The sequence below is a fragment of the bacterium CG_4_10_14_0_2_um_filter_33_32 genome (assembly GCA_002792735.1).
Classification (GTDB): domain Bacteria; phylum Patescibacteriota; class CPR2_A; order CG2-30-33-46; family CG2-30-33-46; genus CG2-30-33-46.
This window is the reverse complement of sequence record PFOW01000021.1, coordinates 1-10,959: the sequence shown is the minus strand read 5'-3', so window position 1 is coordinate 10,959 and position 10,959 is coordinate 1. Positions and strand designations below refer to the sequence as shown.

Genomic DNA, 10,959 nt, shown 5'->3' with positions numbered 1-10,959 from the left:
AAGAGAATACACCAATCTTTGGGTAATATTTCACCCATTGATTATTTAATAAAAACTGTTCCGGAGTCTCAAATGTGCGTGACGCGTACAATATGTTGAATAAAACTTACTTTTATATTAGAATTTACATCTGTAGACTTTAAAATAACTTATTATTTTGGGGGCGTAGCTCAGTTGGTTAGAGCGTCTGCCTGTCACGCAGAAGGTCGCCGGTTCGAGCCCGGTCGTCCCCGCCATTTTAATTACAAGTCTTTATATGTTACCTTGAAAAATGAGTTAAACATAATTAGTAGAGCTTGAGAATAGTGATTGACATCAAAATGGTGTCTTTTTTTGTGTTTCTATAATCAGATATTTTTTAAAAGTACCCAAAATATCTTTTTGCAACTTTTTAGAAAAGTTGCGTAAAATCGCCCACTACCTTGAAAAGCCGAAAAACAAGTATTTTTCAAGCTTTCGAACCTGAACGGTCTCTAAGAAGAGGCCGCCTTTACAAAGAGATGTTATTACTCTCTTTGTTTCAGGTTGAGCAGGTTCTGATTCCAACTATGAAATTGGAACCGCTTTCAAAAAACCTGTTTTTTATGCGCCTTTTCAAAAGGTGTGCAGAAAGATCAAAATAAGAATTTATAATTTTGGGATATCTTTTTCTTTAATGTCTCCAGTAACTAATTCTTCTAGAAATACCGATAATATTACAGCCGTAGGTACAGATATTAATACCCCGATAAAGCCTAATAGTTTTGCTCCAATTAATAAAGAAAGTATTATAACAATCGGTGATAATCCTGTTGCCTTTTTCATAACTACAGGAACCAATATATGATTTTCAGCTTGCTGTATTCCTATGTATAGAATAAGAACGGCTAGTCCTAAAACTGGTTCTTGTGTGAAAGCTATAAAAATAGCCGGAATAGCTGAGATTACCGGACCGATAACAGGAATTAATTCAAAGATACCCGCAATTATCGCTAAAGTTAAAGCGAATTTAATTCCTAAAATTTTTAACCCAATAAAACTTAGAATACCTATTGTGAAAAGTAATATTACTTCTCCTCTTGTCCAACTTCCAATTTTTTTATGGATTTTTTCAACAATAATACTAGCTTTTTCTTCATACTTTTTTGGAAATAACGATTTAATATAATTTATTGTTTCATCTTCAGCAATTGACATATAAAAAACCAATACAAGGATAACAAAGAAGCTTATAAGTCCGCCAAAAAATCTAGAAACTGCTGATAGCATATTGATTGCAAAGCCAGTCATATTTTCCGATATATTACTAAGGCTTTGCTGAATGCTTTGAGCTATTCGTTCATGTTCTGGAATTTTACCGAAGGTATTATTTATTCTTTCAATAAATCTAGGAATATCTGATGATAGTTCTTTAATTTGAGATGATAATTGAGGCACTATAATAGAAATCAATAATCCAATAATACCAAAAACAATAATATAAATAGAAAGGACAGATATACTTGCAGGTATCCCAGTTTTTTTTAGATATCTAACAGTTGGCCTTAGTGCCGCTACAAATATTAATGCTACTAGAAATATAGTGAGCACATCTCTGATAAGATAAAGAAAAATAAATAAAATAAGCACCGCAAAAAACTTAAATATTGAGGAAAAAGATAATTCTATAATTGTTTTATTATTATTCATTGCTTAAATTACTACACTATTTAATAGAAGTTTAGTCAGATAGTATAACAAAACTCCTCCAAATATTGCAAGGGAATAGGTAGTTTTTTTCTGTTTCACAATTTCTGGTATTAAGTCTGTTGTGGCAATATGCAAAAATGCTCCTGCTGATACCGCCAACAGTATAGGGGTATAATTTGTAAATGTTGCTGCCCAGAAGCTCCCAGCTATAGTAGAAAAGCTTATAACAAGGGAAGCGGCCAAGGCGCCTTTTTTCTCTCGGCCTGATGCTAGCATTACAGAGGCGATTGTAAATCCGTCCGGAATCTTGTGGAGAATGACTGCGCTGAAAATAGTAATTCCTAATAGAAGATTAATATTAAATCCTGCTGAGATTGAAACACCGTCTAAAAAAGTATGGATGGTTAAAGCTAATAATATAGACCATGCAGTTGATTTATGAATTTCTTCTTTGTGTGTTTCTTCTCCAAAATGGAAATGGGAAGATATTATATGTTCAAAAAAATGGATTAGAAAAAATCCTAAAATAATATACAGCATTGCATTTGGCGTAATTTTCATAGCTTCCGGCAACATTTCTAAAAGAGCAGCCGCAAGAATAAATCCCGCGCCTGCTGCTATAAAATAAAATAAAGATTCTTTTGATATCTTTCTTTTTGTAAGAACAAATAGAGAGCCGAAAAGGCTTGCTGCGCCGGCTACAATTCCTAAAATGATAGATAAGGTAAATTTATCCATTTAATTTATCGATTATCAGAGAATGATTAGATAATATATCTAAAAGGAAACGATCTTTGCATTTTTGTCTATAGTTGTATTCTTTATTAGTAAGGACTGTATAATTTATTTCTGCCCCCACTTCTTTTTCCAGCTTTTTAACAAATTTGTTCAGCTTATCTCTTTTAACATTACCAACTAAAAGCATATCGACTTTTGTATTTTTGTTCCCTGTAAATAGTCCGGAGAGACAAGCAAAATTAACATCTCCCAAACTTTTTACTTCATCAGATATCTTGTCATCTGATTTGCTTGTTTTTTCAATTATGCCTAACAGCTCGTCAAAAAATACAAATCCTTTGCTGGCTGAATAAAATATTTTTTTACCTTCACTTTTTTTCTTTAAAAATCCTAAATTTGTTAGGATTTGTAATTCTCGTCTTACGGCATTTATTCTGGTATTTAACTTTCTTGTAATTTCACGAACAAAAAATGAGCGCTCTGAATTTAAGAGAAATAATGCTAATATTTTAACTCGGGTTTTTGAACCAAAAAGTTGTTCTAATTTCTTCATTGCTTTTAATATATCAAAAAAGAAACCAAAAGTTAAATAATATCTTACTTAGCTTCTTCGGTTGGTTTTTCCCCTGCTTCCTCTTCTTTTTTCTCCTCTACTGCGTGGACTTTTTCTACGTCCTCTACAACCTTTTGTTCTAATTCTTTTAACTCTTCTTCTGATCTAGGCACCTCAACAAGTACAACTACGTCTTCCGGGTCATCAATGATTTTGATATTTTGTGGAACAACTAAATCGGAAATATGTATTATATCATCAAAAGTTTTTAGACTAGAAATATCAACCTCTATTGAATGAGGAATATCAGAAGGCAAGCTTTCTACCTCTACTTCATCCTTACTTTTTACAAGAGTACCTTCTAACTCTCTAATCGCCGGTGCTTCTTCTTCTTTGATAAACTCTAACGGAACTTCCGCGTGGACTTTTTCTGTTAATTTAACTTGATGAAAATCAATATGGATTGGTTCCATTGTTATAGGGTCAATTTGCATATCTGAAATTAAAGTCTTTTTAATTTTATTTTCAATCTTTAAATCAATTAAAGTATTCTCTCCAACAGATTTATAAATTTTTTGAAATTCTTTTTTATCAACCGTTATAGATTCATTTTTTTCATCTTTGCCATAAACAATTGCAGGAATAAGATCTTTCTGTCTTAGTTGACTGACTTGTTTTCCTGAAATATTTCTTTCTTGTGCATTAAGCGTGAAATTTTCCATAATTAATTCTCCAATACTATGTTGGCTATTCTAACTAACTAATGAATACAGGTCAAGGGTAATTATTTATTAAACAAAGATTCAAAGTTACCGTCAAACCCGTCTAAAAATTCATGCATTTCTAGAATTTCATTGCTGGAAACAGGGTTTTCGGTTTTTTCTTTGATAGGTTCAATCGGATTATTATCTAATATTTTTTCGATACTGTCTTTTTCAAAGGATGGTTTACCTGCGTTAGGACCGGAAACAACAATTGTTGCCATAACAGGCATTTTGCATATATAACAACTTAATTGAACTAATACTGCTTGTCCTAATTGTCCCATCAGCTGGACATTTTCTTTTTTATAAGAACTACCACAGCTAGGGCATTTTATCATGGATTGTATATTTTTAATGAGTTCTTCTAATTGATGATTATTCATTGATCCCCTTTCTAACTCTAAGTAAATTATACCTTAAAATAGCTGATTTGTCAATGTGAATGTTCTCTATTTATAAAGTATAAGAATGATATTAAAAATACGGTAAAAGCAAATAAAAGGATTAATGCAATTAATTTATTAAAAGCCTTAGCGCTTAAAGCCAATAATCCGCAAATAATGGTTACTGAATACATAAATAGAACAACTTTTTGTTGTGAAAGTCCCCTTTTTAATAATTCATGATGGAGATGATGCTTATCCGGCTTAAAAGGCGAATGTCCCGCAGAAACTCTTCTTATTATAGCCCAAGCCACGTCTAAGATTGGCAATCCTAAAATTAATAATGCTGTTGCTATTTTACCGCCAGAAAATATAGCCAATATAGCAAGTAAAAAACCTAAAAACATGCTTCCCGAATCACCCATAAATATTTTGGCAGGATGAAAGTTTAAGGGTAAAAAGCCTAAAACTGCGCCCGCTAAAGCTATGGCAAGTAATGCGGTAATTGGTTGGGAAACATCGGGCGATAATGAAAGTATGAATAGTATTATTGCAGATATACCTGAGACTCCTGAGGCTAATCCATCAAGCCCATCCAAAAAATTGATAGCATTAATTAGAATCAGTATCCAAAAAAAAGTAAAAAGGTCTGCCCAAAAAACAATATGGTAAGTGGTTCCTAGGATATTCACAGGTATTTTAAGCATATCTAATTGGATAAGTCCGCCAAAGGGGTTAGTGATAAAATCAATTCCGATTCCTGACGCAATAATTACAAGCGTAGCCAAGGCTTGTCCTGAAAGCTTAATAAAAGGATTAATGCCCCAAATATCATCTGCAATTCCAAAAACTAATAAAATAATCCCGCCGATAAAAATTCCAAGAATATGTTTATTAAGTGGTGTAGTTGAAAGTATTACTGAAAAAAAAGAAATAAATATAGCTACACCGCCTAATCTGGCAATAGGGTGTTTGTGAACTTTTCGTTCATTTGGTTGATCAACCGCCCCTATTTTAAAAGCAAGCCACTTAAAGAAAAAAGTAAGGGCCAAAGATAAAATCGCAGTTATTATAAAAATTGATAAGTAATTTTCCATCAATTAAAGTATAGCAAAATAATGACCAATTCCTAATAACCAATGACCAACTAATAATTTCTTAATGACCAATGTCCAATGAACAATTTATCTTTTGATAATTGGAATATATTATTGGTCATTGGGATTTGGTCATTCTCTTCTAATTTTTTTTGTAACCTGCCAGTCTAAGCGTTTTCCTATCATTAATCTTGTTTGGGAATCAATAGCCGGGATAGAACTAAAGAAAATTGTTACAATGGGTAGTAGTATCCATTGAGCTAACATTGCGATGTGCCTGAATTTTGTATAACGGGCAGGTCTTTTTGGCAAAAGAAGACTGGCAATAAGGACGTTAACAAAAAAACCTATCATAGCTACAGTAAGAATCCTGCTAGTAATTATAGGTAGATTATGTGCAAGCACTGAGTATTTAAACTGAGGGTTTAATAAGCCAGGTAGCCAAGCCGTAAATGTAATAAACAGGGGAGCTGTCGCCCAAAGAAAGTATCCTTCAATGATTCTGTATATAGAAACTACTTTTTTCGTTAAGGAAATTTTTTTGTTATTTTGAAAATTTAATACTACATAGGCAAGATCAGATGCTCCCCATGCCCAACGTCGTAATTGGATATATTGTGCTTTTAAAGTATCCCAGTAATTTTTACCTAATACTGCGTCTTGATAGACAGGTAGGAAAACCGGGATAACAGCATGATCGCCTTCGTAAGTGAAAAACGTTCTCCAGAATTGATGTCCATCCTCTACGATGGTAGTTACAGACCAAAAATCAGTATCGACAAGAGTTTTAAAACTTTGAGCATGACTGGAAAAATTTCTTAAGCGCTCAGGTCTAGTTGATTCCATTAATTGCCAAAATGAATTTCCCATCGCAACAACTCTGGTTGGAGCCGGTACATCCCAAATATTGTTATTAAATATTGGTACAGGTTGGAAACTTCTTCTGGTTCTTTTGGGATTAATAATATATTTATAAGTTAAAGAGGGAAAATATTGAGGATGAACTTTATTATCAGCATCTAGGGTTGTTGTTATGATATTTTCATAGGGTATATTTCTTTCATCTATAACTTTTTTAACCTGTCTTGCAGCATGAGTAATATTTCCTCCCTTACCTACAATTTCCCCGGGCGTATCCTTAGGATGCATTGTCCACATGAATAATCCGAATTTATCTTTGAATTCTTTTTCTAACGTCAAAGCATTTATTGTGGCATTTGTTTTGTCTCTTTCTTCAGTGGCTAACACGAACAGTATTTTTCCATTGGGAAAATTACTGTCTACAATTGCCTGTATAGATTGTCTTAGTATGTTTATATCTTCCTTATATGTAGCCAGTATTACTAATTGGTAGATTTCTCTATAGTTTAGTATTTTTTCTTGAGGAATATTTTTTATTTCCTGATAAAAATTTTTTAAGAAATTTAGATAAAAGATTTTTTTTCTAAGTTTTGCAGAAATTCTAAGAGGTATATTAAAAGGAAATAAAAGCCAAGTTTTTTTTTGGAGTTTTATTATTTCTTTTTTAACCTGTTCCTGGGTTTTATATAGATTTTGTGTTTCCTCTAGTCTTGAAAGCCAGTCAATATTTTGTTCCATGTTCAAGCGGTTATAGGCATATAATAAATTTCTGGACATATAAAAAGCTCTAAAAAGCCAAAATAAGTCAAAACATATTACAAAAAATGCAACGATAGAGGGTGCAATTAGCGAAAGGATAACTGGAGCAAATAATGCAGACCAAGTTAAAAGACCTGGTATAATTTCCCACATTCTTCTTAGGTGATATTCGCCAGGGTTAGTAATGTCTGTTATTTTTTTCATATTTGTACTTTGAAAACAAGGAAATTAATTGCTATAATGAAAAACATTTCTATGAATATAGTAGCTGAAGCTAATAAATAGGAAACATTAATAAGATTTCTTTTACTCATCATGAAAATAATTAAAGAATTAATGATTAGTATAATTGTTCCTGACAAAGGGATTCCGTAAATGTAATACCATGGTCCGGTTTTATCTATTCCTTTGATCGGCAGGTAATGCAAAGGGATAAGATAGTTTTCCGGTCGTCCTTTTATAGAAGCTATGCCCCAAGTAATCAAATTAAATATTACAGCGAAAATAAAAAAAAGAATCAAAGGATTTTTTTCAAAAAACCTTCGATAAACATACTTTATTAATTTCACAGCGTAAAAATCTTTTAGATTCATGTTCTTATTGTACCAGATTTTATAAATGGAGCCGATGGTCGGGATTGAACCGACGACCTACTCTTTACGAAAGAGTTGCTCTGCCACTGAGCTACATCGGCACTTTTTTAGTTTGAGAATATGTAAGATAAATAATGCTTATAATAATGAAGCCAGCTCCAAGAATAGTTGTTGATGATTTTATTGATTTCATTTGATTAATGATTATAAATTATGGAGCGGGATACCAGGATCGAACTGGCGCCCTAACCTTGGGAAGGTCATGTACTGCCACTATACTAATCCCGCTAATTAAGAATTTAAAAAAGATGTACATATAATTATACTACATCTTCTTTTAATTGCTTTTATGCGATTAAATTTTGGTCGGATCTATTTTTGCGCTTACTCTTCCTTTTGTAACATCTCCCTTGGTAACAAAGTCTTTTTTATTTTTTATCATTAAAGGATTATGAGTTAAAGTAATCGCTCCAGTTGGGCATTTTCTTTGGCACATGGAACAGAAAAAGCACTTTTCAAAGTTATAAGACAATTCCCAGCCCAAGGCTGGTCCGCCTTGGGCGGAAAAGCCTTTTTTCGCAGGATTAACTTTGATGGTTTGAGCTGGACAATAATATACGCAAGTCATGCAGCCGATACATTTTTCTGGAAAGAATTTTAATTCGCCCCTCCAGTAATTAAGGTTTTGTCCGTCAACTTTCTTTTTTGGATAAAGACCTAATTTTTCTAAGACTCCTCTTAGATATTCATCACCTTTCGGAGGACAACCGTTTATATATAAATCTATTTTTGTATGACTATCAACGGGTCCGGCAAATGTATAAGCGGATGAAAAAGCATTACCGGAGATTGCACAACTTCCAAAAGCAACCTTCTTAGCTTTAGGAGGTAGTTTTTTTAAAACATTTAAGAAATAAGGTTTTATTTTTTTAGTTAAAATTCCTGTGAAAATGGTAATATCTGCCTTTTTAGGATCTAAAACAGCTTTTACTATATCTTTTGACTCATTTAAAAGTACGCCAGCCGCCAATTCAATATCACAACCATTGCAGCTTCCTACATTAAGATAATAGACATTTAGCTCCTTTGGTTTTTTCATAAGACTTTTATGTCCTTTACATAAACCTTGCTAGTTTTTTCTGTAACTACATTAAATTTAGCATCATTTATTGATGTTCCTTCGGATTGTACTTTTAATATATCGGTGAATTCTTTTTCGGTAAAATGTTCATCTTCGGGTATGGCTACGTTAACTTCTAATACTTTTTCTGATTTGCTTCCTTCTGCAATTTTTTCTACTTCTTTTATTAATTTTTCGGCTATATACAATTCATGCATAATTTACCTTTCTGTACAGGAGAAGCAAGGATCTATTGAAGCTATTATCAATTGTGCCTTGTTTTTATCTTCTCCAATTAACATTTCTTTTAAGGCTGGTAGGTTTGAATATGTTGGTGGTTTAACTTTAAGCCTTTTTGGAGTGTCTCCGGAGCCTGTAATTATATAATGGAAAAGTTCACCGCGGGGAGCTTCAACTCGGCCGATGCCTTCGCCGATTTGTGGGAAAATTCTGCCTTCTTGAGAGGATATCGGACCTTTAGGTAAATCAATGCAAGCTTTTTTTATTATATCTAGGCTTTCCTGCAGTTCTAAAAATCTTATATAAATTCTTGCATAGCTATCGCAATCATTTGAAATAATGTAATTTTTGCTCTGTGTCTCAGCATAAGCAGCGTATGGAGTATCTTTACGAACGTCCATTTTAACTCCGGAGGCTCTTGCCGTAGGACCTACAACGCCTAAATATACAGCTTTTTCTCTTGGTAAAATTCCTAATCCTTTAGTGTTTTCTTTAACCTCTTTATTTTTTTCAAAAATATTAAGGACATCTTTTATGATGTCGTCTAAATAATCAATTTGTTTAAGAATTGGTTGTATGTCGCCTACATCTTTTAGGATACCGCCCATAGTATTTATTTCGTACATTATTCTGCCACCCGTAACGTGCATTAAAATGTCCAAAATACCTTCTCTGATGTGAGACAAATGAGATGAAAATGGTTCAAAGCCGAGTCTATCGGTAACCAAATCAGCCCATAATAAATGGGAATGAAGCCTTTCTAGCTCTGCTACGATTGTTCTAATATAGCGTGCACGATCAGGGACTTTGATCTCCGTGGCATTTTCTACTGCCTGAACATAGGCTAACGAGTGTGTGAACGAGCAATAACCACAAATACGCTCTACTAAGCCTAAATTCTGATAGTAATTTTTCCTCGTAGCAATCTTTTCTATACCTCTATGAAGGAAGCCAAGCTCAATTTCTGCATCTTTTATCTTATTATTAGCTGTTGTTAAGTGTACAATGAATGGTTCTTCAAAAGATATGTCTTTTGGGCCTACTTTTATGGTTTTTATTGCTTTTGGGGGGTTGTTTTTGCTCATTTTGGTTATGATCCCTCTATAGACCTAATTCCTGACTTATATTTTGCATTGATTTAAGTGATATTTCGACGAATTTGTCCAAACTAATATCTAACTCCTCACATTTTTTGATATCTTCCCTATTTGCACCTGCTGCAAAACTCTTTTCTTTAAAGCGGTTTAAAACGAATTGAGTATCTATTGAAGCTAATTTTTTGTCAGGATGAATTAAGGCGCAAGCTACGATTAATCCGGTAATAGGATCAATTGAGATGATAAGTTTTCGTGCTTTACTGTCTCTTGGGATATCAAGCATATGATTATGGGCCTTAATTATGTCGATTATTTCTTTATCAACTTCTTTTTCTTCTAATATTTTGGCCGTAATCAAGGTATGGCTTTGGGGATCATTAGCGGTTTGTTCGTAATCTATATCATGCAACAGTCCTGCTAGAGCCCATTTTTCAGAATTTTCGTTAAAATATTCACCAAATGCTTTCATTACAGCTTCTACTGCCAAACTGTGCTTGATCAAGTTTTTATTGCCAAGATTTTCTTCAACTATTTTAAATGCTTCTTCTCTAGTCATAATTAATTCTCCCTAAATGGATGATTAAATTCAGGAGTTAATAGGAGCGGTTTATATTCTTTTCCTTGGAATTCTATTCCGTATAAATCTGTTATTTCCCGTTCAATCCATGAAGCTGTAGGATAAACAGATGAGATAGATTTAGCTTTATCGTTTTTTATAACTGTTTTTAGGGTATAGATCTGTTTGCTAGCTTCAAAATGGTAATAAATCAAAAACTGATCGGCATTCTGGAAGCATGTTGCAGTAATGAATCTGGCTTTTTTGCTTTTGATTAGCTTAACAATCTTTAAGATATTAGTATTAATAACGTCAGAGTAGTATGTGCCATTTTTAAGTAGGAACTTTAAACCTATTTTATCCATTAAATTTCCATATTATCTTTATTTATTATAATTAAAAAGCTTTGTTTCTGCTACAGGGAATATTTTACTTAATAACATATTTTAAGGTAATTTTGGATAATGGATCGAGGAAATACATAAAAATGGTATTGACGCGATGTTCGTATTTTGCTAGTATAATTGCTC

13 protein-coding genes and 3 tRNA genes are annotated in these 10,959 nt (G+C 32.9%); 1 reads left to right on the top strand and 15 read right to left on the bottom strand.

Translation table 11 applies throughout. From position 1 onward, the window contains the following. Positions 1-159: 159 nt before the first annotated feature. Positions 160-236: transfer RNA gene (locus COX95_01590), tRNA-Asp, on the top strand. A 391-nt stretch (positions 237-627) separates the two neighbouring features. On the opposite strand, the gene COX95_01585 is transcribed toward COX95_01590, so the two are convergent. The 15 genes from COX95_01585 to COX95_01515 form a co-directional block, all read right to left on the bottom strand. Next, a complete protein-coding gene (locus COX95_01585; protein PIZ86365.1) occupies positions 628-1,668 on the bottom strand; it encodes a hypothetical protein in 1,041 nt (346 codons plus the stop codon). 3 nt (positions 1,669-1,671) lie between these two features. After that, positions 1,672-2,406 carry a ZIP family magnesium transporter gene (locus COX95_01580; GenBank protein ID PIZ86364.1) on the bottom strand — a complete coding sequence of 245 codons (735 nt, stop codon included), beginning with the start codon at positions 2,404-2,406 and terminating at the stop codon, positions 1,672-1,674. After that, a complete protein-coding gene (locus tag COX95_01575) occupies positions 2,399-2,959 on the bottom strand; it encodes a hypothetical protein (protein ID PIZ86363.1) in 561 nt (186 codons plus the stop codon). Before COX95_01575 ends, COX95_01580 begins: the two co-directional genes overlap by 8 nt. 44 nt (positions 2,960-3,003) lie before the next feature. After that, entirely contained in the window at positions 3,004-3,681 is a 678-nt protein-coding gene (locus COX95_01570) for a 50S ribosomal protein L25 (GenBank protein PIZ86362.1), read from the bottom strand. A gap of 62 nt (positions 3,682-3,743) precedes the next feature. After that, positions 3,744-4,106 carry a hypothetical protein gene (locus COX95_01565; protein PIZ86361.1) on the bottom strand — a complete coding sequence of 121 codons (363 nt, stop codon included), beginning with the start codon at positions 4,104-4,106 and terminating at the stop codon, positions 3,744-3,746. Between the two features lie 50 nt (positions 4,107-4,156). After that, complete coding sequence (locus tag COX95_01560; protein ID PIZ86360.1) at positions 4,157-5,203, bottom strand: undecaprenyl-phosphate alpha-N-acetylglucosaminyl 1-phosphate transferase; 1,047 nt, start codon at positions 5,201-5,203, stop codon at positions 4,157-4,159. Positions 5,204-5,335: 132 nt separating this feature from the next. Further along, positions 5,336-7,027: a hypothetical protein gene (locus tag COX95_01555; protein ID PIZ86359.1), complete on the bottom strand. Its 1,692-nt coding sequence runs from the start codon at positions 7,025-7,027 to the stop codon at positions 5,336-5,338. Next, positions 7,024-7,416 (bottom strand): hypothetical protein, encoded by a 393-nt coding sequence (locus COX95_01550; protein PIZ86358.1) that lies wholly within the window; start codon positions 7,414-7,416, stop codon positions 7,024-7,026. The genes COX95_01555 and COX95_01550 overlap by 4 nt, the downstream gene beginning before the upstream one ends. Positions 7,417-7,442: 26 nt before the next feature. Further along, a tRNA-Thr gene (locus COX95_01545) sits at positions 7,443-7,517 on the bottom strand. Positions 7,518-7,630: 113 nt separating this feature from the next. Beyond that, positions 7,631-7,704: transfer RNA gene (locus COX95_01540), tRNA-Gly, on the bottom strand. A gap of 67 nt (positions 7,705-7,771) precedes the next feature. Then, a complete protein-coding gene (locus COX95_01535) occupies positions 7,772-8,515 on the bottom strand; it encodes a hypothetical protein (protein ID PIZ86357.1) in 744 nt (247 codons plus the stop codon). After that, on the bottom strand, positions 8,512-8,754 hold the full coding sequence (locus COX95_01530) for a hypothetical protein (protein ID PIZ86356.1): 243 nt from the start codon (positions 8,752-8,754) through the stop codon (positions 8,512-8,514). Before COX95_01530 ends, COX95_01535 begins: the two co-directional genes overlap by 4 nt. A 3-nt stretch (positions 8,755-8,757) precedes the next feature. Beyond that, positions 8,758-9,861, bottom strand: coding sequence for a hypothetical protein (locus tag COX95_01525; GenBank protein PIZ86355.1), 1,104 nt, complete (start codon positions 9,859-9,861; stop codon positions 8,758-8,760). Between the two features lie 16 nt (positions 9,862-9,877). After that, complete coding sequence (locus COX95_01520) at positions 9,878-10,429, bottom strand: phosphohydrolase (protein ID PIZ86354.1); 552 nt, start codon at positions 10,427-10,429, stop codon at positions 9,878-9,880. Positions 10,430-10,431: 2 nt separating this feature from the next. Continuing rightward, entirely contained in the window at positions 10,432-10,794 is a 363-nt protein-coding gene (locus tag COX95_01515; GenBank protein ID PIZ86353.1) for a hypothetical protein, read from the bottom strand. Positions 10,795-10,959: the final 165 nt, after the last annotated feature.

Bases quoted from the DNA above. Each gene is read 5' to 3' on its own strand.
- COX95_01550 (PIZ86358.1), bottom strand. From the start codon at position 7,416: ATGAATCTAAAAGATTTTTACGCTGTGAAATTAATAAAGTATGTTTAT.
- COX95_01565 (PIZ86361.1), bottom strand. From the start codon at position 4,106: ATGAATAATCATCAATTAGAAGAACTCATTAAAAATATACAATCCATG.
- COX95_01525 (PIZ86355.1), bottom strand. From the start codon at position 9,861: ATGAGCAAAAACAACCCCCCAAAAGCAATAAAAACCATAAAAGTAGGC.
- COX95_01560 (PIZ86360.1), bottom strand. From the start codon at position 5,203: ATGGAAAATTACTTATCAATTTTTATAATAACTGCGATTTTATCTTTG.
- COX95_01535 (PIZ86357.1), bottom strand. From the start codon at position 8,515: ATGAAAAAACCAAAGGAGCTAAATGTCTATTATCTTAATGTAGGAAGC.
- COX95_01580 (PIZ86364.1), bottom strand. From the start codon at position 2,406: ATGGATAAATTTACCTTATCTATCATTTTAGGAATTGTAGCCGGCGCA.
- COX95_01520 (PIZ86354.1), bottom strand. From the start codon at position 10,429: ATGACTAGAGAAGAAGCATTTAAAATAGTTGAAGAAAATCTTGGCAAT.
- COX95_01575 (PIZ86363.1), bottom strand. From the start codon at position 2,959: ATGAAGAAATTAGAACAACTTTTTGGTTCAAAAACCCGAGTTAAAATA.
- COX95_01515 (PIZ86353.1), bottom strand. From the start codon at position 10,794: ATGGATAAAATAGGTTTAAAGTTCCTACTTAAAAATGGCACATACTAC.
- COX95_01570 (PIZ86362.1), bottom strand. From the start codon at position 3,681: ATGGAAAATTTCACGCTTAATGCACAAGAAAGAAATATTTCAGGAAAA.
- COX95_01585 (PIZ86365.1), bottom strand. From the start codon at position 1,668: ATGAATAATAATAAAACAATTATAGAATTATCTTTTTCCTCAATATTT.
- COX95_01555 (PIZ86359.1), bottom strand. From the start codon at position 7,027: ATGAAAAAAATAACAGACATTACTAACCCTGGCGAATATCACCTAAGA.
- COX95_01530 (PIZ86356.1), bottom strand. From the start codon at position 8,754: ATGCATGAATTGTATATAGCCGAAAAATTAATAAAAGAAGTAGAAAAA.